This window comes from Mycolicibacterium sichuanense (genome assembly GCF_033741125.1).
In the GTDB taxonomy this organism is placed as follows: domain Bacteria; phylum Actinomycetota; class Actinomycetes; order Mycobacteriales; family Mycobacteriaceae; genus Mycobacterium.
Genome location: NZ_JAWQPU010000013.1, coordinates 32,061 through 55,605 on the forward strand (window position 1 = coordinate 32,061; position 23,545 = coordinate 55,605).

Below are 23,545 nucleotides of genomic sequence, written 5' to 3' on the forward strand. Positions count from 1 at the left end.
GCCGACCGAAGTCACAGGAGGGGTCAACGATCAGTCGCCTTGTCAACGATGATGACGACTCATCCTCGGATCAGGCGGGACACAGGTTCGGCCCGGGCCCGCCGGACGACGTAGCCAACCTCGCCACGGTGCTGCGGGTAGCTAGCCGACGAGCAACGCCCTTGCCGCTGAAACGAATTCAGCGACCAACGGGTTCACCTCGCCCACACGGGTGGCGACGACGACGCGGCTGGGCGGAAAGCCATTCAGTGGTATCGACGTTAGATCCGGGCGCACCGAGCTGCGGCGGTCGCCAACGGGTAGGACCGCGACGGCCTGACCACTCGCGACGAGTTCGAGCCTGTCCTCGAAGCTCTCGATGACGGGTCGGGCCGACATCGGGCCTGGGGCGCTCGACCGATGGGTGTCCGCGGGGAAGATCGCTCGCGTTCCGCCGTGTGAGCAGATGATCGACTCGCCATTGGCGAAATCGTCCAACGAGACTGACACCCGTTCGGCGAGAGGGTGATCGGCGGGTATGACGAGCATTCGTGGCTCGTCGTAGAGCGTGGTGACGCGGACGTCGTCGGTCGGGATGAACAGCGGCGCCCTGGCGACCAACACGTCAACCTGTCCGTCGATGAAGACCCCTTCTTCGTGACATTCCAGGTGGCGGGTCGTGACATCGGCGTGTGGGTGCTGGCGACGTACTTCCCGAACAGCCGGCGTGACCACGAGGTCTTCTACGTAGCCGATGACGATCTTGCCCGCGGGTGCATGGGCTCGGGCAGTGACCGCCGCTTGGCGGGCCGCGCGCAGCATCGTCTGCGCCTCGGGAAGAAAGGCCTTGCCGGCTTCGGTCAGCAGAGCCCCCTGCGGAGTGCGTTCGAGCAGACGGACACCGAGGCGGTGCTCCAACCGCTGGATCTGCCTGCTCAGGGATGGTTGCGCCACATGAAGTTCGGCGGCGGCCCGGGTGAAGTTCAGATGTTCGGCGACCACGGTGAAATACCGCACCAGCCGCAGCTCTAGATCGACTCCGAGATCGTTCACCCGACGTCCAACCTGGATGCATTCGGGGCTATTCCATTTCGGCATGGCGGGGTACCGATCAAGTCTTGGACAGGTGCTGCCGACGGTCGAAGACTCGGCAGCATGAGCAGATACGACGGCAAGCGCGTGGTGATCACCGGCGGAAGCAGCGGCCTGGGCCTTGCGGCCGCCCGATATCTGATCCGGCATGGTGCACGGGTCATGGTCACCGGACGGCATCAGGACACCCTCGACGATGCCGCCCGGCAACTAGGTGGTCGCGACATCACTGTTCAGAGTGACGCGCGTTCACTCACGGCTATCGACGCGCTCGCCGACCGCGTCCGTAGCGACTTGGGCACCATCGATGCGTTGATCGTCAACGCGGGCATCGGCAGCTTCGATCCATTCTTCGCCGTCACCGAGCAGACTTTCGACGATGTGTTCGCGATCAACACCAAGGGCCCGTTCTTCACGGTGCAGAAGTTGGCGCCCCTGCTGACCGAGGGCAGCGGCGTGGTGCTGACGACCTCGATCGCGAACCAGACGGGCTGGGATGCACTCAGTGTGTACTCGGCGAGCAAGGCGGCGCTGCGGTCGATGGCCCGCACGCTCAGCAGGGAGCTGCTGCCGAAGGGGATCCGCGTCAACGCGATCAGCCCCGGCTCGATCGACACCGGGAAGTTGGAGAAGGAAGTGCCCGAAAGGGCTGCGCAACTCAAGGCTGAATTCGAGGCCAGCAGCCCAATGCGGCGGTGGGGTCACCCCGATGAGTTCGCACCTGCCGTGGCATTTCTGGCCTTCGACGCGACGTACGTCGCAGGAATTGAACTCGTGGTCGACGGCGGCGAATCGCAATTGTGAGAGGAGATCTGAAAGTGACCGTTTACGAGGGGAAGAGGGTCGTCATCACCGGAGGAACGAGCGGAATCGGACTGGCCACCGCCAAACTTCTGGTGGATGGCGGCGCGCGCGTACTGGTGACTGGCCGCACGCCGTCCTCGCTGGATTCGGCACGAACGACATTGGGTGCCGGTGGCATGGTCGTCGAAAGCGATGCCGTCTCGGGCATCGACTCACTCGTCGGCCGGGTGGCGGCCGAACTCGGTGGCGTCGACCTGCTGGTGCTCAATGCCGGCGCAACGGACACCGCGACGATCGCGGACACCGAGGAGTCGATGTACGACAGACTATTCGAAATCAACACCAAGGCACCGTTCTTCACCCTGCAGAAGTTCCTTCCGCTGCTGCCGGTAGGCAGCGCCGTAGTGCTCACGACGTCGGTCAGCAACACGAAGGGGATTGCGACGACCAGCGTCTATTCGGCCACCAAAGCGGCACTGCGATCCATGACGCGGACCTTTGCTCGTGAACTTCTCGACCAGGGCATCCGGGTGAACGCCGTTTCCCCCGGACCGATCGACACCGGCATCCTAGAACGCACCATGTCGGCAGAGGCCGCCCGCGAATTCCTCGACCAAATCAAGGCCGACAACCCGATGGGCAGATTCGGCGAACCCGAGGAGGTGGCGAAGGCGATCCTCTTCCTGGGATTCGACGCCACCTACACGACCGGCACCGAACTCCTGGTCGACGGCGGCGCGTCAGACCTCTGATCACGCTGTGTGATCGGGGCATGGTCGATTGCTCGGCTGCTGCCGAGTCGGCCAGGGCGTACGCGCACACGGTTGCGCCATTCGGGCCGGCGCCGACCGGTGTTCCGGCGCCGTGTCCACTGGCCTGCAGGGCGATCCGCCCACCGTGTTGGCCGGCCCACCGCGCTGCCTCGGCGACCTCATCGGAGGTGTAAGGATGGGCCACTGCGGCCTGCTGGATGACCGCGGCAATGTGCGGGGTGGTCGCGGCCCGGTAGGTGTCGATGCGTGGTACGGAGTTCGGATCGCCTCTGGCGTGGGTCATTTCCCTCCCTTGAATTGCGGTTGGGGTGATCTACGGCGGCGGGGTCAGGAGGCGAGCAGCAGTGCGGTGGTGATGAGCATGACGGCGGCCGTGCCGCCGTGCACGCCGTAGGCGACGGACTTGGCGCCGCTGCTGCGTAGGACGATGGTGGCGTCGACGATCGGGATGAGGGTCGCCGCTAGCATCACCCAGCCCAGCAGATGGGTGGCGTGGGCCAGCACCAGGATGATCACGAACAGTCCGGTCGTGATGTCCCGGATGCCCTTGACGCTCAGGTAGGCCCGCACTCCGGGTTGATCGAGATCAGGCAGTACGCCGTAGCCGGCGGCGGCGGTGCGTGGGGCGATCAGGAAGCGGGCGCCGATGAAGATGATGGCCGCGGCGAGGATGCCGGCGAGGATGTAGCCGATGGTCGTGGTGACGGTCATGTCGAGTGCTCCTGGGGATTGGTGGGGCTTATCGGGTGGGGGAGAACGCGGTCGGGTCGAGCAGGGTGGTGTGCACGTCGACGATGTCGGCGACGTCGAAGCCGGCCATGTCGGCGGCGAATTCGGGGCTGGCCATGACGCGTTGGGTGACGTCGTCGGGGTCGGTGCCGGTCGGGTACTCGATCACGGCGATCAGCCGGTGGGCGTCGTCGCCGTGTTCGGTCCACACTCCGTGGGTGGTGACGCCGAACGCGGCGAAGGTCGGCAGGTGGCGTGCCCAGTGCACGTCGGCGTAGCGGCGCAGCACCTCGGGGGAGGCCAGGGTGTAGATCCGCAGCTGAAACATCGCTGCTCCTTTCAGTCGAATGGGCGGTGGACGGTGTTCGCGTGGCCGTTAGGTCAGCAGGACCGCACAGGCCGTGGCTACCGCGAGTCCTTGCAGGGCGGCGCGGGCATTGATCACCGAATCCCAGGTGGCTTGCAGTGCACGGCCGTTCGGCAACAAACGACCCGTCTCGGCGGCTGCGGTGAGTCGTCGATTGATGGGGGCGCTGAGTCGGGTGTAGATCAGTAGCCAGATCAGCAGGGCCGCCAGGGCGGTGCCGGCGGCAAGGGCCTGCATGGTGTGGCCGGCGACGGTGGCGGTGACCACGCTGGCGGCGGCGGCGAGGATGCCGAGCACGCCGGGTACCGGCATGCGCCGATCGGCGTAGCGATGCACGTACCCGATCGTCGTGACCAGCGTTTGGTCGTCGACACGGGCCAGGGCCGGGCGCAACACCATCGCGCAGAACACGTCGGTGCCGTACACCACGCCGGTACCCAACACCGTGAGTAGGGCCGCAGCCCGGATGAGTAGATCGATGTGCATGGTCAGACTCCTTCGGTGGGACTTAAGTGCTAGCGACGCTAACCCCCATCTCCAACCGTGTCAATAGCACTGCTATTCCATATAGCGGTGCTACCATCAGGTGGTGAGCATCGAGGAGCGCCGCGAGCGGGAGCGCACGGCCCGCCGGCAACTGATCGTCGCGACCGCCCGCGCGCTGGCCGAAGCCGAAGGCTGGGATGCCGTGACCACCCGTCGACTGTCGGCCGAGATCGAGTACAGCCAGCCGGTGCTCTACAAGCACTTCGCCGGCTTGCAGCAGATCGCGGACGCGGTCGCCCTCGACGGCTACAGCGAGATCGCCGAGGGCATTGCTGCTGCCGTTGCCGCCGGCGGGACAGCCGAGGCAGTCCTGACCCGGATCGCCTGGGCGTACTTGGGTTTCGCGCGTGACAACCCGGCGGTATACGACGCGATGTTCACCCGGGTGAGCGCCCTGCGCTTCGCGGAGCAGGACACACCGGCGCCGTTGACGGCGGCATTCGCGGCGCTGCGCGACGCGGTTGGTCGCGTCGCCGGCGGGCGAAACGTGGATGCGCTCACCGAGGTGTTTTGGGCCGCGTTGCACGGCTTGGTCACCCTCGGTGGCACCGGCCGGCTCCCCGGCGAGCGGATGGGCGAGCGGGTAGGCCTGTTGGTTGCGCAGTTCACGGGTTTGCAACCCCTGGCTCAACAGGACCACAGATGACCGACCGTTTCGCCGTCCGAGGTTTGGCTGGCGCCATCCGCGCCGTCATAGTGGTTCGGCACCAACAGGTCACGATGTCTCCCGCATGCCGTCACCTGGGGCGTGGCGACCCGCCCCAGACGCACCCATGAGAGCAAGCGCGATCCCCGCCGAGCCGAGGGCGGCTCGGTAGGAGCGTTTGATGGTCGTCGTCATTCGGAGAACATCCTCTCGGTCGTCGGCTACCGCGGCGGGTCCGCGCTGGCCACCCCCGCGGTGAAGAGTGATCCCAGAGTGACCGATCCGGCGCACAGCGCTGCAGCGGCGATCCGACGGGACGTGGACGTGCAGTGGCAAGGTAACGAATTCCCCTCTCTCGTAGTCGATGTCAACGGAATGGTCCGCCGACGCTTTCGACAGTGCCATGGATTCGATGGCGGTGGGATGGCGGCACCAGGTGGACGCTGATGAGTCGCGCTCGAGCACTGGAACGGCATCGAGATGTGCCGTCCAACCGGGTAAATGGCGCGCCGAGGGCGCCACCGTCGAGTCTGGCCAGTCACGGACAAGCACAGCTGCTGCATAGACTCCGCACAGTGCATCGCTACAGAGCTGCTACAAACTTGCCAGGTGCACAACACCGGTGACCTAGCCCGTCGATCGCCTGCGCTGGCGGGCGCCGACCGCATCACCCAACCCGACGGTTCCCCGATCAGAGTGCTCGTCGTCGACGACGAACCGGCGCTCAGCGAACTGGTGTCGATGGTGCTGCGCTATGAGGGTTGGGACGTGGCCACGGCTGCCGACGGTGCTGCGGGCATCCGCCAAGCCGCCGCCTCGAGCCCAGACGTGGTGGTCTTGGACCTCATGCTGCCTGATATGAGTGGGCTGGACGTGCTGCACGAATTGCACCGCATCAGACCGGAATTACCCGTACTGCTCCTCACGGCCAAGGATTCGATGGAGGATCGCATTGCCGGGTTGGCCGCTGGAGGAGACGACTACGTCACCAAGCCCTTCAGCGTAGAAGAGATGATCCTTCGACTCCGAGCCTTGGTGAAGCGGTCCGGACGCGGTGTGGTCGACGGGTGCAGTCAACTAGTCGTCGGTGACTTGGTCTTGGACGAGGACAGTCACGAGGTGACCCGCGCGGGGGAACAGCTGTACCTCACCGCCACCGAGTTCTCGGTGTTGCGGGTACTCATGCGCAACCCGCGACGCGTGCTCACCAAGGCCCAAATCTTGCACCACGTCTGGGAATACGACTTCGACGGTCGATCGAACGTCGTCGAGTTGTACATCTCGTATCTGCGCAAGAAGGTGGACGCGGATCGGTCCCCGATGATCCACACCGTCCGCGGCGTCGGGTATGTCATCAAACCTCATTAGCGCCGCCGACCGCGCGCGGGTGGTCCGCCTGTTCACACCCCGCACCTGGCCGCTCCGCATCCGCCTGGTCGCAGTCGTGACGGGTCTCGGAATCTGTCTGTGCTTCGCAGTGGGCGCGGGGACCCTGCTGGCGATGCGGCGATACCTCATGGGTCAACTCGACGATCAGGTCCTCGAGGCGCAGTCACGGTCCACGACGTTCTACGAGATGGGCAGGCCGCCGGCAGAACGCTTCTCCGGGCCTGGCCCGATGTTCCTCGACGGGCCCGGTCAGTCGGCGGGCACGGTCGGGGCCACGCGGTCTGACGACTCCGTGATCGAGGCGGCGGTCATCACCCCCACCGGCAACCGGGTCGGGCTTAGCCCGGCGGCAGTCGCCGAACTCGCGCGGGTGCCGACCACGGGAATGGTCAGCCTCGCGCTCGACGGCGTGGGCGAGTACCGGTTGACCGCGGTGCCGATCGGCGAGACCAACGCGGTGGTGGTCTCCGGGCTCCCCATGGCTGACGTGGAAGCGACACTCGCGTCGGCGGCGTGGATCATCGCCGTCTCGTCGACGGTGGCGCTCCTCGCCACCATTTCCGCGGTGATGGTGATCATTCGCCGCCAGCTGGATCCCCTGTCCCGCATGTCCTTGGCGGCGCAGCGCGTCGCCCGCCTTCAGCTGGATCGAGGGGAGGTACGTCTGCCGACACCCTTGGAGCCCGTGGATCCCGCCACGGCACACACCGAGATCGGAAGGCTCGGCACCGCCTTCAACACGATGGTGGACCGGGTGGCCGAGGGGCTGACCGCGCGGCACACCAGTGAGACAAGGGTGCGCCAGTTCGTGGCGGACGCAAGTCATGAACTGAGGACACCGCTCGCCTCCATTCAGGGCTACACCGAGTTCGCCGCGCATCTCGTCGGCGACCTCGACGAGCAAGGCCACCTTCGCAACCGATCCGACCTGGCCCATGCGCTCGGTAGGGTTCGCGACGAGTCCCGTCGCATGAACGAACTCGTCGAGGACATGTTGTTGCTGGCACGACTGGACACCGGCAGGCCCGTCGAGCGCGAACCGGTCGACGTATCGGATCTGCTCATCAACGCCGTCCACGACGCACACATCGCGGGACCCGACCACCGATGGGTCCTCGACATCCCGCCCGACACGGTCAGTGTGATCGGGGATCGTTCACGTCTCTTTCAGGCAATGGCGAACCTCCTGTCCAATGCCCGTGTGCACACCCCGGCGGGCACGAAGATCGTCACCTCCGTGGTGTCGAATGTCGACCGCTCAGTGACACTAACCATCCTCGACGACGGGCCGGGAATTCCAAGTGGTTTGTTGCCCAATGTCTTCGAGCGCTTTGCCCGGGGTGACGGGTCCAGGTCTCGCGCCGCGGGCAGCACGGGACTCGGATTGGCGATCACTCGTGCCGTGGTGATCGCACATCACGGCGTCATCGAGGTCGAGAGCAGTGGCAATGGCACCTGCTTCACGGTCACCCTGCCCGTGTCGGCCGACGGGTGATAGCCCGTCGATACTATTTGCACAGCAACGGCACATGCTGACGCGGCATGCTACGTGGGACCGATCGTATTGGCGACGACAGCCAATGCGTGATCTCGTCGAGCATGGAGTGTTGAGCACGTTGTTTCTTCGCAAGGGATCTGGCGTCGGAGCGGCCGTCGTTGCCTTGCTCGGTAGTTCGACCGCCGCGGGGCATGCCGAGTCCGTGGACGTTCCGGACGTCGTTCGTCAGGTGACGACGATCGACGGCTGGCGGTGACGCTGTCCTTGGCGAATGCGCGATACGACGCGGTGCCAAACATGGCCAACGCTCTTCTGTCGAAGGAGGGCTTTCTCAGTGGCAGGGTCACACTCACCGTCGACGGGTCCTGGGTCCAAACATCGGCACGACGCGGCCGCGCGTGCTTAGGTCGGCTGGGTCGCGCCGCTTCACCGGCTGCCATTCGACGCTTTCACCGCGTGCCGCCGATCACCTGGCGACACCGGTACGAAGCGGAGCGACTGATCCTGGATTCGGAGTAACTTGGCCAGACCGACCGCAAGCTGGCGAGGGTCCAATTTCGGTTTCCTGTTGCACTTCTGGTCCGCTCTCGGGTCTCGCTGGCGCACTGCCGTCGGGGCAGCGATTCAACAGCCGTCAGCGGGGTTGTCTTCGGTGGACTCGTCCTTGCCGGATCGACTAGTGCCGCGGCTCAGGCGTTCACGCCAATGGCTCCGGCGTGAAGGTGGCGTCGACGCCGCCCACGGTCATCGTCACCTGACCTTCGATCATCATCACCTGCGCCGAAACCCGCCGATCGACCGTCTGGGCCAGTTGCTGCACCGGTGCGTGCGGTATCTGCATTACTGACAGGTTCGGCAGCCCCGCCACTTTGGGGCCCACGGTGCGCCACCAGGTGGTCACGCCGGCGGCGAACGGGAACAGCAGCACCCGGTCGGCCTTGCTGGCCGCCTTGCCCAGGGCGCGTTCATCGGGCTGGCCAACGTTGATCAATTCCAGCACCCGGCCGGTGTAGTCCGCGAGCCGCAAGTCCGGCACGCCGGGGGTGGACAGGCCCGGCCCGAACGCCAACTCTCCGTCGATGTCGTCGAGCCGGTGTGCGCGCAGCCCAAACGCCAACAACCGCAACACCATCCGCTCATCGGTCTCACTGGGATGGCGGGCCACGGTCAGCGAGTGATCGGCATAGTAACCGTGATCGACATCGGAGACGCCGAGTTCGACCTTGAACACTGTTGCAGAAAGGGCCACGTCATAGTGTCCACCCTGGTGGTCTCCCCCAGGTAGTCAGGTACGTCAGCGCGAGGGCCAACCACGTGATGGCCGCGGAAGGGGGCGCCGCCCAAGCTCATGGCCGTTCTGCAAAGCTGCTTGGCAGCGAACCACCGAGGAGAACCATGTCGACACCGCGGGACACCGCTGCGTTTGAACCCGTGGCCACGCACGGGCCGACTCGCGCGTGGGCCGCCGTCGGGGTGCTCGCGCTCGCCGGCACCCTCAACTACGTCGACCGCTTCCTGCCGGGAGTGCTGGCGGAGCCCATCAAGCATGACTTGGCGTTGTCCGACACGGCAATAGGCGTGATCAACGGGTTTGGGTTCCTCATCGTGTATGCCGTGCTCGGCATCGTGATCGGGCGTCTAGCCGACCGCGGTCTGTTCGGCGCAGTCATCGCCGGCTGCCTGACGTTGTGGGGTTCGATGACCATGCTGGGCGGTGCGGTTCAGTCTGGCGTGCAGCTCGCGCTGACCCGCGTCGGCGTGGCTGTCGGCGAGGCGGGCAGCACACCGGCAGCGCATGCCTATGTGGCGCGCAATTTCGTTCCGGACAAGCGGTCGGCACCGCTGGCCGTCATCACCATGTCCATCCCGTTGGCCAGTGCCGCCAGCCTGCTCGGCGGCGGCCTACTGGCCGAGAGCATGGGCTGGCGAATGGCGTTCGTGGTGATGGGCGGGATCAGTGTGCTGCTGGCGCCCCTGGTGCTGTGGGTGGTTGGTAGCGGGCAAAGCCTGCCCACCCGGCCGCCGCGGGATCGCACCGCCGCGCTGAACTGGTGGGATCTGCTGCGCAAACCCAGTTTCCTGGCCATGGTGGCCGGCACCGCACTGGTGTCGGCGGCGGGCTACTCGCTGACCACCTTCGCACCCGCGTACTTGATGCGCGCCCGGGGGATGTCGCTTGGCGAGGTCGGCGTCGAGTACGGCGTGGCCGCCGGTGCGCTCGGTGTTCTCGGGCTGCTCATCGTCGGTCGGATTGCCGACCGGCTTGCTACCCGTGACCCACGGTGGCTGCTGTGGATCGTGGTCATCCTGATCGCGGCCCTGTTGCCGGCGTCCGCGCTGGCGTTCGTCGTCGACAGCCGCACGTGGTGCGTGTGGCTGCTGGCACTGGCATACGTCATCGGCACCGCGTATCTGGCGCCGTCCATCGCGGCCATTCAGCGACTGGTGCTACCCGAACAGCGTGCGACGGCGTCGGCGATCTTCTTGTTCTTCAACGCGACTCTGGGTGCCGTCGGGCCGTTCCTGACCGGTGTGATCAGCGATTCACTGACCGGAGAGCTCGGCGCGCAGGCACTGGGCCGTGCACTACTGATCCTGGTGCCGACCACGCAACTGGTGGCGATCGGCTGCTACGCGACTGCCGCGCAACGCTTCCGCCGCGACATCGTCGAGGAGTGTTGATCGGCTGCCTGCGAAGCAGTGCTGCAGCCCGAGGTGCTCGACCAGCGTCTCGACGTCGGAGACCTAGGCATTGGTGAAGTAGTCGCGCTGCGGATCCCACTCACTCTCGCCACGGCCGCGGAAGTCCGGGGGCCCAGCACCCGGTGGTCGCGGGCGAGCTCAGCCGCCACGGTGTCCCTCGGTAACCGCACGACATGTTCGTGAATCGAACAACGCCGACGGCCGGATGGCGGCTCCGCCGCGTGCTACGAGTCGACGCCGGACCCGGGGAACCGACGGTCGATGATCGACAGGGCGTGCTCGGCCCAGCGGATGTTGTCCTGCTCGAAGGCAATTCCCCGAAGCAGGGTGAGGTAGGGGCCCACGGCGTTGGTCGTCGCCAGGTGGTGATCTTCGGACTCGCTGCCGAGCATCCGGGTCCTGATCCGTTCGAGAAGCGCCAATTTGTCGGTGGCCCGCTGGACTTGGTTGGCCACGGCGTTGCGAACCGCCGTTGCATCACCCGCGTCGAGGGCTTGCACCATGACGAGCAGGTCGTCGCGGATGGCAGTGGGCTTTGCCGGCTGGCAAGTGAAGTCGCGGATCGCGTCGTACCCGGCGGTGGTCAAGGTGTAGAGCCGCTTGGTGGGGCGACGTTCCTGCGGGACGACGCGGGCTTCGATGAGGCCGTCTGCGGCCAGACGGTCGAGCTCACGGTAGAGCTGCTGGGGAGTGGCGGTCCAGAAATTGGCGACTGAGCGGTCGAAGCGCTTGGCCAAGTCGTAGCCGGACGCCTCCCCCTCGAGAAGGGCTGCCAACACCGCCTCGCGAAGGGCCATGCCTTGACACTACCTCCAGGTAGTCAACGAAGTGATTAGTCGCGTATGGACAATCTGCGGCGCCGAGTTTAGTGTTCGTGACGACTATTCAATTCGATGACTAGGGGTAGTGGCATGCAGCAGTTTCGCCGGGCTGTCGAGGCGCGTGACGACGACGCGATCGCCGCGCTTCTGGCCGACGACGTGGTGTTCACCAGCCCGGTCGCCTTCACGCCGTATCCGGGCAAGGCGACCACCGCGGCGATTCTGCGTGCGGTGCTGCGGGTGTTCGAGGACTTTCACTACGTCCGTGAGATCACCGACGTCGACGGCCGGGATTCGGCGTTGATCTTTCATGCCGTCGTGTCCGGCAAGCAGGTCAACGGCTGCGACTTCCTCCATGTCAACGAGGAGGGCCTGATCGACGACTTCACCGTTATGGTCCGTCCCCTGTCGGCTGCGGTCGCCGTGTCGGAGGCCATGGGCGCCCAATTCGACCGCATCCAGCGCGAAGCCGCGGCGGCGCCCACCCACCTCCCTGAGAAATGAGGAATCACAATGGCATTCAGCTTGGATCTCACCGAGGAGCAACTCGACCTGCAGAAGTGGGTGCACGGCTTCGCCACCGATGTACTGCGTCCGGCCGCGGCCGAATGGGACGAACGCGAAGAGCTGCCCTGGCCGGTCCTCGAGGAAGCCGCCCGGATAGGCCTGTACAGCTGGGAGGCGCTCAACCAATTCTTCGCCGATCCCACCGGGCTGCTGATGTGTCTGGTCGCCGAGGAGCTGTTCTGGGGTGATGCCGGGGCGGCGATGGTGATCTTCGGGACCAACCTCGCACTCGGCGGCCTGCTGTCGGCCGCGACCCCCGAGCAGTTCGCCGAATGGGGTCCGCAGTGCATCGGTGACGCTGCCAACCCGAGACCGGGGGCGTTCTGCGTGTCCGAGCCCGACGCCGGATCCGACGTGTCCAACCTGCGTACGCGAGCCCGCTACGACGAGGCCACCGACGAGTGGGTGCTCAACGGGCAGAAGGCGTGGATCACCAACGGGGGAGTGGCCGCGGTGCACGTCGTGGTCGCCTCGGTCGACCCCGAACTGAAGTCCCGCGGCCAGGCCACCTTCGTGATTCCCGAGGGCACCCCCGGTCTGGTCGCCAACCGCAAGATCCTCAAACTGGGGCTGCGCTCCTCGCACACCGCCGACGTCTTCCTCGACGACGTGCGGGTGCCTGGTCGGTGCCTGCTGGGCGGCAAGGATTGGCTCGACGAGCGACTCGCACGCGCGCGGGAGGGCACCCGTACCGGGACCCAAAACGCGATGGCCACCTTCGAACTCACCCGGCCCATCGTGGGGGCCCAGGCGTTGGGCATCGCCCGCGCCGCCTACGAGTACGCGCTGGACTACGCGAAGGGCCGCCATGCGTTCGGGCGGCCGATCATCGACAATCAGGCCATCGCATTCGCCTTGGCCGACATGCGCACCGAGATCGACGCAGCACGTCTGCTGGTGTGGCGCGCGGCCTGGATGGCTGCCAGCGGCAAGACGTTCGAGGCCGGGGAGGGGTCGATGTCGAAACTCAAGGCCAGCGAGGTCGCCGTCTGGGCCACCGAACGGGCCGTGCAAATCCTCGGCGGCGCCGGATACAGCCGCGAACACCCCGTCGAACGGTGGTACCGAGACGCCAAGATCTACACCATCTTCGAAGGGACGTCCGAGATTCAGCGCCTCGTCATCTCCCGGGCAATCTCCGGGACGAAGATCCGCTGAAATGGGCGACGCCATGCACCCGTTCCAGCGCGCCGTCGAAGTCCGGGACATCGCGGCGATCGAGGATTCGCTCGCCGACGACGTCGTGTTCACCAGCCCCAACACCTTCCGGCCATATCGCGGAAAGTCCATCACCGCAGCGTTTCTGCGAGCAGTGCTGCGTGTCCTCGACGACTTCCGCTACGTCCGGCAGATCACCGACGGCGAGGGTCATGACCACGCATTCGTCTTCGAGGCCAGAATCGGCGACGTCGCCGTGTCCGGGTGCGACCTGGTGCACGTCGACGGCGACGGCAAGATCGACGACCTCGTCGTCATGGTCAGACCGCTCTCGGCAGCCAACGCCCTGCAGGTGGCGATGGGCGCCGAAATGGAGCGGATCCAGCACGAAGCTACGATGACCGCGGGGTCCGATCGGAAGGATGCGTGATGCGCATAGGCCTGGGGATCAACTACGCCGGCGGATTCAAGGAAGTCGCCGCGGAAGTCGCGGACCTCGAACGCGCCGGCCTGGACATCGTGTTCGTTCCGGAGGCCTATTCCTTCGATGCGGTCAGCGCGCTGGGCTATCTCGCGGCCAAGACCGATCGCATCCAGCTGGCGTCGGGGATCCTGCAGCTCTACACCCGCACTCCGACCTTGACGGCGATGACCGCCGCCGGGCTGGACTACGTCTCCGACGGCCGCTACATCCTCGGACTCGGTGCGTCGGGACCGCAGGTGATCGAGGGTTTTCACGGGGTCCCCTACGACGCCCCGATCGGACGCACCAGGGAGGTCGTCGAGATCTGCCGGGCGGTGTGGCGCCGCGAGCGGCTGCAGTACGACGGCAAGCACTATCAGATTCCGTTGCCCGCCGAGCGGGGCACCGGGCTGGGCAAGTCGCTCAAGCTGATCAATCACCCCGTCCGCGAACGCATTCCGGTGCTTCTCGCGGCGCTGGGACCCAAGAACGTCGAACTGGCCGCCGAGATCGCCGAAGGGTGGCAGCCCATCTTCTTCCTGCCGGAGAAGGCGGAGCAGGTGTGGGGTCAGCCGTTGGCCGCAGGTAAGGCCAAGCGCGATCCCGCGCTAGGCGACCTGGAGGTGTTCGCCGGGCCGCCGCTGGCCATCGGAGATGACGTCGACGGCCTGCGCGAGTGGGTAAAGCCCCATCTCGCGCTCTACATCGGCGGGATGGGCGCCAAGGGGAAGAACTTCTATCACACGCTGGCCGTCAAGTACGGCTACGGCGCCGAGGCCGACCGCATCCAGGAGCTGTACCTGGCCGGTGAGAAGGACTTGGCCGCCAAGGCCGTACCGGATGCGCTGGTGCGCGACGTGTCATTGATCGGTTCGGCGGACTTCGTGAAGGATCGTGTCGCGGCCTTCCGCGAGGCCGGTGTCACCGTCTTGAACGTCGTACCACTGGCAGGCACGGCCGAGGAACGCGTGAAGCTGGTCGAGAAGCTGCGCTCACTCTGCTGAATCCGTGCGTCGGGGTGTCTGCTCCGGTGAACGCTCGTCGACGAGGGCGACTTCGATCAAGGGCATGTTCGAACCTTCCTGTGAGCACGCGGGTCGGCGAACTGCCCGCGCGTGGTCACGATGTTCGATCGCCGACCGCCATGAAGGCTGCGGAGCCCGGCGACGTGAGCTGAGAGTGAGAGTGCCGACTACAGCGCCGATGTAGATGCCGAGCTGTTCCACGAGATGGCGGTGCGATCTCCGTGGAAAGTGTGGAAAGCTGACCCACGCCTCGCCCCGCACGACCACCCACTGCGATGCTGCGGAAGCCGTCGCGGGAATCACCGATGGCGCGATGATTCCGGTTGGTGGATTCGCATGGCTTGCATGCAGTCCGCAGCGGCTATCCGCCCGACGCGATGGTCGAGGAGAGCACCGTCAAGGACCCCTGCCGAGCCACACGCTTCGCGTGTGGAACGCTTCGCGCGGGCCCACCGCCGTCGACGAACATTGGAAGGGCTGCCGCGCGGGCGAGGTGCTGCACGAGTTGGTCGACCGATGTCCGTCGTTGCGCGATCGCGGGAATGTTGGTCATGCAGACGTCGGTGAACAACTCCGCCATCGGCTGGTGCACGCCCGAAGGGCTCCCATCCATTGCGGACAGGAAGATGCGGGTCATCTGCTGGCGCACCGCGTCCGCAGCTCCGACTGACGCGCCGCGTGAGTACAGGTACGGCCGAACCATGGCCTCGGCAAGCTGAGGCACGTGGGCGAGTTCGCCTAGGAGTTCGGATGCGACGGCGAGCAGCCGTTCATGGGGGGAGAGGTCGGACCTGGGCGGTGTTGCCGCAAGGTCGAACTCGGCGAGCCATTGCTGCAGGCAGGCCAACAGTAGATCGTCCTTGGACGGAAAGTACAGGTACACAGTGCTTGCGGCGACACCGGAAGCTGCGGCGACCGCGCGCATCTGGCAGTGCGCATAGCCTTGCGTGGCCAATTCGAAGGCCGCGGCGACGACGCGCTGACGACGTTCGGTTCGGCGAGCCCTCGGTGCGAGTTCTATCGCGATGTTGGATTCGGTGAGTCGTGGCGGCACGTGTGAGGCCTTTCGGAGGTACTCGTGGAAATGGTTGAGTGCGGTGCGGGGTTGACGGTCAGCGGGCCGGCGGGCCGGGGTGGAAGAACACACCGTGGGCTCGGACCGTGACGCCCTCCGCGGTTGCGAGATGTCCGACGGCGAAGGTCTTGCGACCCTCGACGCGGTCCACCCGGGCTTCGGCGTGCAGCGGTCCGAGCGGGGTACCCGCCTCATAGCGAATGGTCAGCGTTCCGGTGACGGCCGGCCGGCCGGGCTCGTGCGCGGTGGCGCCCAGCATGTGGTCTAGCAGCAGGGCGCAGATGCCTCCGTGCACGTGGCCCGGCGGGCCCTCATAGGCCGCGCCGAGCGTCACGTCCGCCCACGTGCGGCCGTCGTGGGCATTGCGGTGGACGACCAGCGGTGGCGCGAAGGCATTGCGCAGGCCCATGACGACGTTGCCCCAGGCGCGCGAAGTCCCGCCGGGAGCCAGCCGTATGCCGAAGGAGTCGGTGAGCTGGTCATGGCTCAGATCGTCGACAGCGGCGTCGATCTTGGCCTGCGCTGCCGCAAGAGCGGCGGGTCCGGCCTGGCTGCGGATCGTCACGTCGACCAACCGCCGCACCGAGTCGGTCAACCCGGCGTAGAGCCCCTCCGGAACGGGTTCGCCGGCTGCGGTCACGTCGTCGTCACGGCATCGCCCACGGGAGCAGCCGGCCGGTCGGTGAAGCCACCGTAGCCACCTCGGTAGAACAACAGCGGTTGACCGGCGAGCGCTCTCAACGCCGTCACATGGGCCACGACGATGGTGTGATCACCGGCGCCGTGCTCGAACTCCAGATCGGCCTCGATGCTGGCCAGGGCGCCATGGATGCGGGGGGAGCCGTTGCCGGCGGGACTCCAGTCGACGCCGGCGAACTTGTCCTCCGATCGGCGGGCGAATTGTGCGCAGACGGCTTTCTGGTCGGCGGCGAGGATGTTCAAACACATCCGGCCCGTGGCGCGGATCATCGGCCAAGTCGTCGAGGACAGGGCGGGACAGAACGACACATAAGGCGGTTCAAGCGACACCGAGGTCACCGACTGGCACGTGAAGCCCAACGGTTTGCGGCCGTCGTGGCCGGTGATGACGGCGATGCCGGTGCAGAAATGACCGAGTACGGCACGCATGTCCTGCGGTGCCGGGCGGATGGCCGCCGCGGCCCCGGACTCGTCGGATCCCATCGATGTTTCGTCCCTTCGCGTGGTGGCCCGTCCCACGATCGTCGGGTACCGCGACGGTGCGCAACGGTCCGTCCCATCCAGCGGTTCATCGTGCGCAGGGCGGTGACCTGGGTTGTTACGCTTGGCTGCGTGACAGAACCCGCATCGGCCAGCAAGCCCCAGCTGTCAGCCACCGGTTGGGCGCTGCTGGGGATGCTGTCCTACGAACAGGAACTGTCCGGCTATGACATCCGCAAGTGGATCGACTGGAGCATGCGGTTCTTCTACGGCAGCCCGGCCTACAGCCAGATCTACTCAGAATTGAAGAAGCTCGAGAAACTCGGGTTGTTGACTTCGCGTGTGGAGAACAACGGCACGCGCTCCCGTCGGCTCTACAAGATCACGCAGACCGGATTGGACGCGGCCACGCAGTGGGCCCGCGACGCACCCTTGGAGCCTCCGTCGTTGAAGCACCCGGCGATCCTCAGAATCACGCTGGGGCACCTCAGCGACCCCGCGGCGCTCAAGGACATGCTCCAAGAGCACATCGCCTACATCGACCAGATGCAACGCGACGCCGCCAAAGAGGCGCGGTGGGCCGGCGCCGATCCCTCCTGGGCATACGCCAAGATCGCTCTGGATTGGGCGGAGCGCTACTACGCCTCTGAGCGGGAACTGACCCTAAAACTGATCAAGGACCTCGACGAGGCCGAAGCGAAATTCCCGAAAGTCGGTGAGGGCGCCAAGATTCCGTGGCCCGATCCGACATTCTGGTACGAGATCGAAAAGCAGGTCGAAGCCGAGGAGGCCGACTAGCGCGAGGTCGGGACAGCCTGGCTCCACGCGGCGTCGAGCGCGGCGACGTAGCCGTACACCAGTCCCTGTGCGATGGTTGCGCCTGCACCCGGGTAAGTGTGCCCGAAGGCGTTGGCCGCGGTGTTCCCGATGGCATAGAGCCCGTCGATGACGGTGCCGTCCTCGCGCAGCACGCGAGCATGGTCGTCGGCACGCAGACCGCCGCAGGTGCCCAGGTCGCTCAGCACCATCTTGACCGCGTAGAACGGACCCTTGAGCAGCGGGCGCAGATTCGGGTTGGGGGTGATGGTGGGGTCACCGTAGTAGCGATCGTAGGCGCTGCGACCGCGGTTGAAGTCGGGATCCTGACCGGCAGCAGCGTTCTCGTTGAATCGGAGTGCCGTGCTCTGGAATTCGTCCACCGGGATCCCCATCTTGGCGGCCAGGTCTGCGAGGTCGTCCGAGCGCACGGCGATGCCGGCGTCGTACCACCGCTGCGGAATGGGCATGCGCGGGAACAGTTCTGCGGCAAATACGTAGCTGTTGCGGTACTGCTGGTCGAAGACGATCCACATGGTCTCGACCGGCGTGCCGGCGCTCTCCAGAGCCAGGATCCGTTGCCCGAAGCTCATGTAATCCGCCGATTCGTTGGCAAACCGCTGGCCGCGCTGGTCGACGATGAACGATCCCGGCAGGGAGCGTTCGGCCAGCAGGACTGCCGGCGCGGCGTCGGGTAGCGGTGCGACCGCGGGGAACCACCAGGATTGGTCCATCAAGGCGATGTCCGCGCCGACGTCCTGACCGATGCGGATCGCGTCGCCGGTGTTGGTCTCAGCACCCAAACTCAGGTGAGCGCCCAGACTTTCGGATTGAAATTTGTGCCGCATGGACATGTCGTGATCGAAACCTCCAGCGGCGAGCACGACGCCGCGGCGCGCCGTGATGGTGTAGCTGGCGCCGTCGTGCTCGACGACGGCGCCGCTGATCCGACCGCCGCTGGACGCGAGGGAGGTCAGCGTGGTGTCGAGCCAGATCGGGATACCGGCGGAGATCGCGCCGGCGAACAGTCCTGCCGCCAGGGCTTGCCCTCCCGCGGCGTAGCGCCGACCCAGAAGCAGACCGCCGACGCCCTGCGCCAGACGCTTGGCGATGGTCGGGATGCCCTTACGGGGCACGCGACTCATGAGGTTCAGCCACCGGTAGTCGGCACCGGTGGTCGGCATGGGGATGCTCACCTCCATGATTCCGGATCGCAGCACCGACCGGTACTGCCCCAACTTCGCGGTGTCCAGGGGACGGCATTCACAGGTGCGTCCGGCGGCTGATCCACCGGCTGCCTCGGGGTGGTAATCGGAATACTCCCTGGCCCAAAACAGCTTCATCGGGGTCGTGCGTCGCAACATGTCGATGGTGGCCGGCAGCTGCTTCAGGTACGCCGCTGATCGTGCCGCGGGCGCGGAGTCTCCCACCACCGCAGACAGATAGGTCTCAGCGCGGCTGGAAGGGTCATTGCCACCACCTTCGGCGATGACGGAACTGGCCGGCAGCCACAACGCTCCACCAGAGCGGGCGGTCGAGCCGCCCACCACGGCGGACTTCTCGATCACGAGCACGGACAGTCCCTGCTCGCGGGCCGCGAGTGCGGCAGCCAGGCCGGTGCCCGACCCGACGACCAGCAGGTCGACCTCGGTGTCGGAAATGGTCAACCCGGCGGGGATGGTCTGGGGGCGGGAGGCGGTCACGGGGGTGACGATAGGTGTCGTTCGGCCCCCTGGGATTCCCGTGTCCTGTTGAGCGGAACGCCCACCTGTCACCGGTGCGCTCGAGCAGTTGGATGGACCCAGCAGCCCACACCGCACCCATCGAAGGACGGCACACGATGACGACGCACGCTGACGCCGACGACATCCGGCTCATCGAGGCCGGATCGGCCCCTGCGCGATTCGCCCGGGGATGGCATTGCCTGGGTTTGATCCGCGACTTCGTCGACGGCAAACCCCATCAGGTCAATGCCTTTGGGCAAAAGCTGGTGGTGTTCGCGGGTGAAGACGGAATCATCAACGTGCTCGACGGTTACTGCCGACACATGGGCGGCGACCTGTCTCAGGGCACGATCAAGGGCAACGAGATCGCCTGCCCCTTCCACGACTGGCGCTGGGGAGGGGACGGCCGCTGCAAGTCGGTGCCGTACAGCAAGCGCACTCCGCGGTTGGCCCGCACGGCGTCCTGGCCCACGCTGCAGCAGGACGGAATGCTGTTCGTGTGGAACGACCCCGAGCGCAAGGCGCCACCGGAGGACGTCACCATCCCTCACATCGAAGGCGCTACCAGCGATTCCTGGACTGACTGGCACTGGTACAGCACCGTCGTGCACACCAACTGCCGTGAAGTCATCGACAACGTCGTGGACATGGCACACTTCTTCTACATCCACGGCTCTCTGCCCACCCATTTCAAGAACATCTTCGAAGGCCACGTCGCCACCCAGTACATGAAGAGCGGCGGCCGCCCCGATATCGGTGATCCCGAAGGCTCGCGGATCCTGGGTACCACGTCGTTGGCGTCCTACCACGGGCCCTCCTTCATGATCGACGATCTGACCTACCACTATCCAGAGTTCGACCAGCGCACGGTCCTGATCAACTGCCACTACCCAGTAGACGCCAATTCCTTTGTCCTGCAATACGGAATCGTGGTGGAGAAGAACGCGTACATGCCCGACGATCTTGCGGTACAGACCGCCGTCGCGCTGGGAGACTTCGTCAAGATGGGCTTCGAGCAGGATGTCGAGATCTGGCGCAACAAGACCCGGATCGACAATCCGCTCCTCGTCGAGGAAGACGGTCCGGTCTACCAGCTGCGGCGTTGGTACGAGCAGTTCTGCGTCGACGTCGCCGATGTGACACCGGACATGGTCGACCGCTTCGAATTCGAACTCGACACCACCCGGCCTCGTGAAGCGTGGATGAAGGAAGTCCAGGCCAACATCGCCGCGCGCTCGGCGGCAGCCGGATGACCGTCCGCCCGGACATCCGGCTGGCAGACGCCCCGATGGTGCCGGTGGCGTGTCGGCGGTGCGGCGCGGGGGTGCAGGTGCGCAAGAGCAGCTGGAACCAGACCAGTGTTCAGTGGACCGGGCCAGCGCTGCGTAATTGCGAAGAGCGTTGTGAAGCAGGGCAATTGGCCGAACTTGGGGGGGACGATCTGTTCCTCGCGTGCTCGGCGCTCAACCGCTCGATCGTCGATGCCGTCCGGACGGGTGAGCTGCCGATCCTAGACGACTCCGTCTGAGAATGGCCGTTGGCCTGGTGTCCGTCATCGGGGCCTGAGACAACCCACGATCATCTCCATGGCGACACGCAGGGCCGATCGCAGACTGGTGAAATCTCCGTGCTCCACCCAGTACACGTAGGCGTGACGACACGCCTGGGTTACCAACTGAGCGGGTAACTCCCGTGCGAACGGGTCGGTGCCCAGGTCGAACCTCGCGTCTAGGAAATCGGTGATGGGCCCGACGAGATGCTGTCCCCAATCCAGCCACCGAAGCCGGTACTGGGGATCCCCCAGTACCAGCGCCATGAAAGCCCGGTCGACCTCCACTTGGCCGCGTTTCGGGACCTCAGTGCTGAACGCGCGGACCAGAACGTCGACGGCATCGCCGCTCGTGCCGCCATCGGCGAGGACACGGAGGCTGAGACTGCCGAAGCGTCCGAACAGCGGAAGGACCACGTCCTCCTTGACGGGGAAGTGGCGATGAAACGTCCGAGGCGCAATGCCGACGGCCTGGCAAATGCGGTCGACGGTAGCCGACAGGGACTCTTCCGCCAGGAAGATGTCGCGCGCCGCCATGGCGATCTCAAGGCGCAATTCCTCTGCGCGGCGCTCGGTCAGTGTCGCTGGCCTAGCCCTTGCTGCCATGGTGCGGGCTCCTCTCGTCGGCTCCCGGATCGTAGCGAGTGCCGCTCTCGGAGGCGGCCCGCCCATCGCGGCTCCCGATGACCGGGATCCGGACTCGTAGCGAAACGCATTTTGGCTACCGTCGACATGTCAGATTCTGACACAGAGACTGAATCTGTCACTCATTGCCAGCCCATTGCGAGGAGGACACGTGTCAACCGCCACCGAGGACCCCGTGAACGACATCCAGGCCGGCGCCGAGGCCGCCGAAGAGTTGAACTATGACGACTACACCCACGAATTCATGGGGAAGGTCGGCAACATCCAAGACTTCTCCCGCGACTTTCTGCTGGGACTGGCCAGGGTCTTCGAAGATGTTCTGAACTTCATGCCCTACGCACACGCCAAGATCTACTCGGAGAAGGTCGGCATCAACGCTGCGATGGATGTCGCAGCCGAGGTCTCACGCGCTGGCATGCGCCAGGTCATGCCGATGGGCAGGTTCGTGGCACCCCCGGGATGGGATTGGAAGAACGCGCAGTATCAGGCGATCCCCTTCGACGTCCAGACCGAGGACCTCACCAAGCCGGCCTTGATCCGGCTGATCAAGACGTACTGGGACCAGTACCTCAAGGGGCACAACTACTTCATCGACCAGTGGACGAAGATCATCCCCGAGGAGGAGGTATGGCTGGCCCTGCCCGACATGTACCAGCTGATCATCGATTATCAGTATCCGAAGCTCGCCAAGGTCTTCAAGATCGAGCCCGTGCACGTGGTGGACTTCCTCAAGCTCGCGGTCCTCAGTATCGACGGCACCTTGGGTTATGGCGGTGAGTACATCGTCTACAACCCCGACCACGTCGTGCTGAACATGCGTCGATGTGAGGTCCTGCAGAAGTACACCGACGAGGGGCTCTATCCGCCGGCGCGGGCGTGGATGAACTGCACCTTCGAACAACGCATCTCGGCACCGTTCTTCCCAGGGTGCACGTTGGCCATCAACCTGCCCCCGAAGGACTTCAAGTTCGCACAGGGCGAGCCGTTCTGCGTGTGGACGTACACGCGCGGCGAAGAGAACCACGCCGCAGCCGCCGCGGCTCCCGACCCACGCAAGTCCGCGATGGAGCGAATTCCCTTGATGGACGTGACGGTATCGAAGTGAGCTGGACCGCGTCGGTCGGTCGGACAGCCGCCCGACCGACGCGGCATCGGCTCAGCGTCGAGCGGTCGGCGCGAACCCCGATTGGCCGCACTCCGAAGTCGTCACGCGTGCGCGCCACCGTCGACGCGGATCTCGGTTCCGGTGATGAAGGCCCCGTCATCAGAGGCCACCATCGCGATGACCGACGCGACGGCGCTGGCGTCGCCCAGGATGGCGTTGTCGGTGCCGTGCAACAACGGAGTCTGTTTGGCCCACAGTCCCAGGTCGTAACCCTCGGGCATCTTGTCCAGGGTGCTGTTGGCCAACGCCGTCGACACCCCACCGGGCTGAATGTTGACCGCACGCAGCCCCTGCTTGGAATACTCCAGCGCCAGCGAGTGCGTGAAGCTGAGAATGCCACCCTTGCTCGCCGCGTAGGCCGCCATGTACGGATGAGCGAACGTGGCGGCGGTCGAGCTGAAGTTGACTACCACGCCCCGGCCGGAGGCCAGCAGTGCCGGCAACGCCTGGCGGGTCATCAGGAAGGTGCCGGTCAGATTGACCGCCAGCGTCCGGTTCCAATCCGCCAGGCTGGTCTCATGGGTGTGCGAACAGGTCTGCATCGCCGCGACGTTGACCAACACGTCGAGCCCGCCCAGATCAGACACCGCGGTGTCCACGGCGTCGATGACGTCGTCTTCGACGGAGATGTCGAGCACCGCAGTGGTCAACTGCTTGTCGGTGCCGGCCGCCGCGGCGGCGGCGGCAGTGGCGGCGAGACCTTCGGTGGAGATGTCGAAGGCCACGACGGTGGCGCCTTCGTCGAGCAGTCGTGCGGTGGTCGCCGCGCCGATGCCCGAGCCGGCACCGGTGACGACGACGCGCCGATCGGTGAAACGCTGCACGTTGGAGA

General features: G+C 65.8%; 27 protein-coding genes. 15 read left to right on the forward strand and 12 right to left on the reverse strand.

Features of this window, described 5'->3' with window-relative positions; genetic code table 11:
- Positions 1–141: 141 nt before the first annotated feature.
- Positions 142–1,032 carry a LysR family transcriptional regulator gene (locus SBI80_RS26160; RefSeq protein ID WP_318977861.1) on the reverse strand — a complete coding sequence of 297 codons (891 nt, stop codon included), beginning with the start codon at positions 1,030–1,032 and terminating at the stop codon, positions 142–144.
- A gap of 126 nt (positions 1,033–1,158) precedes the next feature.
- On the opposite strand from SBI80_RS26160, the gene SBI80_RS26165 reads away from it, so the two are divergent.
- Positions 1,159–1,875, forward strand: coding sequence for an SDR family oxidoreductase (locus tag SBI80_RS26165; protein ID WP_318977863.1), 717 nt, complete (start codon positions 1,159–1,161; stop codon positions 1,873–1,875).
- A gap of 14 nt (positions 1,876–1,889) precedes the next feature.
- Positions 1,890–2,627, forward strand: coding sequence for an SDR family oxidoreductase (locus SBI80_RS26170; protein ID WP_318977865.1), 738 nt, complete (start codon positions 1,890–1,892; stop codon positions 2,625–2,627).
- Between the two features lie 348 nt (positions 2,628–2,975).
- On the opposite strand, the gene SBI80_RS26175 is transcribed toward SBI80_RS26170, so the two are convergent.
- The 3 genes from SBI80_RS26175 to SBI80_RS26185 are packed head-to-tail and all read right to left on the reverse strand — an operon-like array spanning position 2,976 to position 4,230.
- Complete coding sequence (locus tag SBI80_RS26175) at positions 2,976–3,359, reverse strand: DUF4267 domain-containing protein (RefSeq protein WP_318977866.1); 384 nt, start codon at positions 3,357–3,359, stop codon at positions 2,976–2,978.
- A 28-nt stretch (positions 3,360–3,387) separates the two neighbouring features.
- On the reverse strand, positions 3,388–3,705 hold the full coding sequence (locus SBI80_RS26180; protein ID WP_318977867.1) for an NIPSNAP family protein: 318 nt from the start codon (positions 3,703–3,705) through the stop codon (positions 3,388–3,390).
- 48 nt (positions 3,706–3,753) lie between these two features.
- A complete protein-coding gene (locus SBI80_RS26185) occupies positions 3,754–4,230 on the reverse strand; it encodes a DUF1772 domain-containing protein (RefSeq protein ID WP_318977869.1) in 477 nt (158 codons plus the stop codon).
- Positions 4,231–4,333: 103 nt separating this feature from the next.
- Here SBI80_RS26185 and SBI80_RS26190 point away from each other — a divergent pair, with 103 nt between their 5' ends.
- From SBI80_RS26190 to SBI80_RS26205, 4 genes are all read left to right on the forward strand, one after another.
- Entirely contained in the window at positions 4,334–4,936 is a 603-nt protein-coding gene (locus SBI80_RS26190) for a TetR/AcrR family transcriptional regulator (protein ID WP_318977871.1), read from the forward strand.
- A gap of 666 nt (positions 4,937–5,602) precedes the next feature.
- Positions 5,603–6,304 (forward strand): response regulator transcription factor, encoded by a 702-nt coding sequence (locus tag SBI80_RS26195; protein ID WP_318977953.1) that lies wholly within the window; start codon positions 5,603–5,605, stop codon positions 6,302–6,304.
- Positions 6,285–7,820 carry a sensor histidine kinase gene (locus tag SBI80_RS26200; RefSeq protein ID WP_318977872.1) on the forward strand — a complete coding sequence of 512 codons (1,536 nt, stop codon included), beginning with the start codon at positions 6,285–6,287 and terminating at the stop codon, positions 7,818–7,820. Before SBI80_RS26195 ends, SBI80_RS26200 begins: the two co-directional genes overlap by 20 nt.
- Positions 7,821–7,932: 112 nt before the next feature.
- A complete protein-coding gene (locus SBI80_RS26205) occupies positions 7,933–8,079 on the forward strand; it encodes a hypothetical protein (protein ID WP_318977874.1) in 147 nt (48 codons plus the stop codon).
- 441 nt (positions 8,080–8,520) lie between these two features.
- Here the strand turns inward: SBI80_RS26205 and SBI80_RS26210 are convergent, their stop codons facing one another.
- On the reverse strand, positions 8,521–9,072 hold the full coding sequence (locus SBI80_RS26210) for a YaeQ family protein (protein WP_318977876.1): 552 nt from the start codon (positions 9,070–9,072) through the stop codon (positions 8,521–8,523).
- Positions 9,073–9,218: 146 nt separating this feature from the next.
- Here SBI80_RS26210 and SBI80_RS26215 point away from each other — a divergent pair, with 146 nt between their 5' ends.
- A complete protein-coding gene (locus SBI80_RS26215) occupies positions 9,219–10,505 on the forward strand; it encodes a spinster family MFS transporter (protein WP_318977877.1) in 1,287 nt (428 codons plus the stop codon).
- A gap of 245 nt (positions 10,506–10,750) precedes the next feature.
- On the opposite strand, the gene SBI80_RS26220 is transcribed toward SBI80_RS26215, so the two are convergent.
- On the reverse strand, positions 10,751–11,323 hold the full coding sequence (locus SBI80_RS26220; protein ID WP_318977879.1) for a PadR family transcriptional regulator: 573 nt from the start codon (positions 11,321–11,323) through the stop codon (positions 10,751–10,753).
- Between the two features lie 114 nt (positions 11,324–11,437).
- Here SBI80_RS26220 and SBI80_RS26225 point away from each other — a divergent pair, with 114 nt between their 5' ends.
- The 4 genes from SBI80_RS26225 to SBI80_RS26240 are packed head-to-tail and all read left to right on the forward strand — an operon-like array spanning position 11,438 to position 14,539.
- Positions 11,438–11,851 carry a nuclear transport factor 2 family protein gene (locus tag SBI80_RS26225; protein ID WP_318977954.1) on the forward strand — a complete coding sequence of 138 codons (414 nt, stop codon included), beginning with the start codon at positions 11,438–11,440 and terminating at the stop codon, positions 11,849–11,851.
- 9 nt (positions 11,852–11,860) lie between these two features.
- Complete coding sequence (locus tag SBI80_RS26230; protein WP_318977881.1) at positions 11,861–13,072, forward strand: acyl-CoA dehydrogenase family protein; 1,212 nt, start codon at positions 11,861–11,863, stop codon at positions 13,070–13,072.
- Between the two features lie 13 nt (positions 13,073–13,085).
- A complete protein-coding gene (locus SBI80_RS26235; RefSeq protein ID WP_318977956.1) occupies positions 13,086–13,502 on the forward strand; it encodes a nuclear transport factor 2 family protein in 417 nt (138 codons plus the stop codon).
- Positions 13,502–14,539 carry an LLM class F420-dependent oxidoreductase gene (locus SBI80_RS26240; RefSeq protein WP_318977883.1) on the forward strand — a complete coding sequence of 346 codons (1,038 nt, stop codon included), beginning with the start codon at positions 13,502–13,504 and terminating at the stop codon, positions 14,537–14,539. Before SBI80_RS26235 ends, SBI80_RS26240 begins: the two co-directional genes overlap by 1 nt.
- Positions 14,540–14,921: 382 nt before the next feature.
- On the opposite strand, the gene SBI80_RS26245 is transcribed toward SBI80_RS26240, so the two are convergent.
- From SBI80_RS26245 to SBI80_RS26255, 3 genes are read right to left on the reverse strand one after another with little or no spacing between them, the layout of a single operon-like run.
- Positions 14,922–15,614, reverse strand: coding sequence for a TetR family transcriptional regulator (locus tag SBI80_RS26245; protein WP_318977884.1), 693 nt, complete (start codon positions 15,612–15,614; stop codon positions 14,922–14,924).
- Between the two features lie 58 nt (positions 15,615–15,672).
- Positions 15,673–16,275 carry a PaaI family thioesterase gene (locus SBI80_RS26250; protein ID WP_318977886.1) on the reverse strand — a complete coding sequence of 201 codons (603 nt, stop codon included), beginning with the start codon at positions 16,273–16,275 and terminating at the stop codon, positions 15,673–15,675.
- Entirely contained in the window at positions 16,272–16,817 is a 546-nt protein-coding gene (locus SBI80_RS26255) for a flavin reductase family protein (protein WP_318977888.1), read from the reverse strand. Before SBI80_RS26255 ends, SBI80_RS26250 begins: the two co-directional genes overlap by 4 nt.
- A 129-nt stretch (positions 16,818–16,946) precedes the next feature.
- Here SBI80_RS26255 and SBI80_RS26260 point away from each other — a divergent pair, with 129 nt between their 5' ends.
- Complete coding sequence (locus SBI80_RS26260; RefSeq protein WP_318977890.1) at positions 16,947–17,612, forward strand: helix-turn-helix transcriptional regulator; 666 nt, start codon at positions 16,947–16,949, stop codon at positions 17,610–17,612.
- On the opposite strand, the gene SBI80_RS26265 is transcribed toward SBI80_RS26260, so the two are convergent.
- Positions 17,609–19,333 (reverse strand): 3-ketosteroid-delta-1-dehydrogenase, encoded by a 1,725-nt coding sequence (locus SBI80_RS26265; protein ID WP_318977891.1) that lies wholly within the window; start codon positions 19,331–19,333, stop codon positions 17,609–17,611. The two genes, SBI80_RS26260 and SBI80_RS26265, sit on opposite strands and share 4 nt — an antisense overlap.
- A gap of 137 nt (positions 19,334–19,470) precedes the next feature.
- On the opposite strand from SBI80_RS26265, the gene SBI80_RS26270 reads away from it, so the two are divergent.
- Together SBI80_RS26270 and SBI80_RS26275 are read left to right on the forward strand one after the other, a co-directional pair.
- Positions 19,471–20,607: a 3-ketosteroid-9-alpha-monooxygenase, oxygenase component gene (locus tag SBI80_RS26270; RefSeq protein WP_318977892.1), complete on the forward strand. Its 1,137-nt coding sequence runs from the start codon at positions 19,471–19,473 to the stop codon at positions 20,605–20,607.
- Positions 20,604–20,882 (forward strand): ferredoxin, encoded by a 279-nt coding sequence (locus SBI80_RS26275; protein WP_318977894.1) that lies wholly within the window; start codon positions 20,604–20,606, stop codon positions 20,880–20,882. The genes SBI80_RS26270 and SBI80_RS26275 overlap by 4 nt, the downstream gene beginning before the upstream one ends.
- A 24-nt stretch (positions 20,883–20,906) precedes the next feature.
- On the opposite strand, the gene SBI80_RS26280 is transcribed toward SBI80_RS26275, so the two are convergent.
- Positions 20,907–21,509 (reverse strand): TetR/AcrR family transcriptional regulator, encoded by a 603-nt coding sequence (locus SBI80_RS26280; protein WP_318977895.1) that lies wholly within the window; start codon positions 21,507–21,509, stop codon positions 20,907–20,909.
- Between the two features lie 190 nt (positions 21,510–21,699).
- Between SBI80_RS26280 and SBI80_RS26285 the strand changes: the two genes are divergently transcribed.
- A complete protein-coding gene (locus SBI80_RS26285; RefSeq protein ID WP_318977897.1) occupies positions 21,700–22,653 on the forward strand; it encodes a hypothetical protein in 954 nt (317 codons plus the stop codon).
- 101 nt (positions 22,654–22,754) lie between these two features.
- Here SBI80_RS26285 and SBI80_RS26290 read toward each other — a convergent pair whose 3' ends face one another.
- Positions 22,755–23,537: an SDR family NAD(P)-dependent oxidoreductase gene (locus SBI80_RS26290; protein ID WP_318977898.1), complete on the reverse strand. Its 783-nt coding sequence runs from the start codon at positions 23,535–23,537 to the stop codon at positions 22,755–22,757.
- Positions 23,538–23,545: the final 8 nt, after the last annotated feature.

Bases quoted from the DNA above. Each gene is read 5' to 3' on its own strand.
- SBI80_RS26175 (WP_318977866.1), bottom strand. From the start codon at position 3,359: ATGACCGTCACCACGACCATCGGCTACATCCTCGCCGGCATCCTCGCC.
- SBI80_RS26180 (WP_318977867.1), bottom strand. From the start codon at position 3,705: ATGTTTCAGCTGCGGATCTACACCCTGGCCTCCCCCGAGGTGCTGCGC.
- SBI80_RS26185 (WP_318977869.1), bottom strand. From the start codon at position 4,230: ATGCACATCGATCTACTCATCCGGGCTGCGGCCCTACTCACGGTGTTG.
- SBI80_RS26200 (WP_318977872.1), top strand. From the start codon at position 6,285: ATGTCATCAAACCTCATTAGCGCCGCCGACCGCGCGCGGGTGGTCCGC.
- SBI80_RS26215 (WP_318977877.1), top strand. From the start codon at position 9,219: ATGTCGACACCGCGGGACACCGCTGCGTTTGAACCCGTGGCCACGCAC.
- SBI80_RS26220 (WP_318977879.1), bottom strand. From the start codon at position 11,323: ATGGCCCTTCGCGAGGCGGTGTTGGCAGCCCTTCTCGAGGGGGAGGCG.
- SBI80_RS26225 (WP_318977954.1), top strand. From the start codon at position 11,438: ATGCAGCAGTTTCGCCGGGCTGTCGAGGCGCGTGACGACGACGCGATC.
- SBI80_RS26230 (WP_318977881.1), top strand. From the start codon at position 11,861: ATGGCATTCAGCTTGGATCTCACCGAGGAGCAACTCGACCTGCAGAAG.
- SBI80_RS26235 (WP_318977956.1), top strand. From the start codon at position 13,086: ATGCACCCGTTCCAGCGCGCCGTCGAAGTCCGGGACATCGCGGCGATC.
- SBI80_RS26240 (WP_318977883.1), top strand. From the start codon at position 13,502: ATGCGCATAGGCCTGGGGATCAACTACGCCGGCGGATTCAAGGAAGTC.
- SBI80_RS26255 (WP_318977888.1), bottom strand. From the start codon at position 16,817: ATGGGATCCGACGAGTCCGGGGCCGCGGCGGCCATCCGCCCGGCACCG.
- SBI80_RS26270 (WP_318977892.1), top strand. From the start codon at position 19,471: ATGACGACGCACGCTGACGCCGACGACATCCGGCTCATCGAGGCCGGA.
- SBI80_RS26275 (WP_318977894.1), top strand. From the start codon at position 20,604: ATGACCGTCCGCCCGGACATCCGGCTGGCAGACGCCCCGATGGTGCCG.
- SBI80_RS26280 (WP_318977895.1), bottom strand. From the start codon at position 21,509: ATGGCAGCAAGGGCTAGGCCAGCGACACTGACCGAGCGCCGCGCAGAG.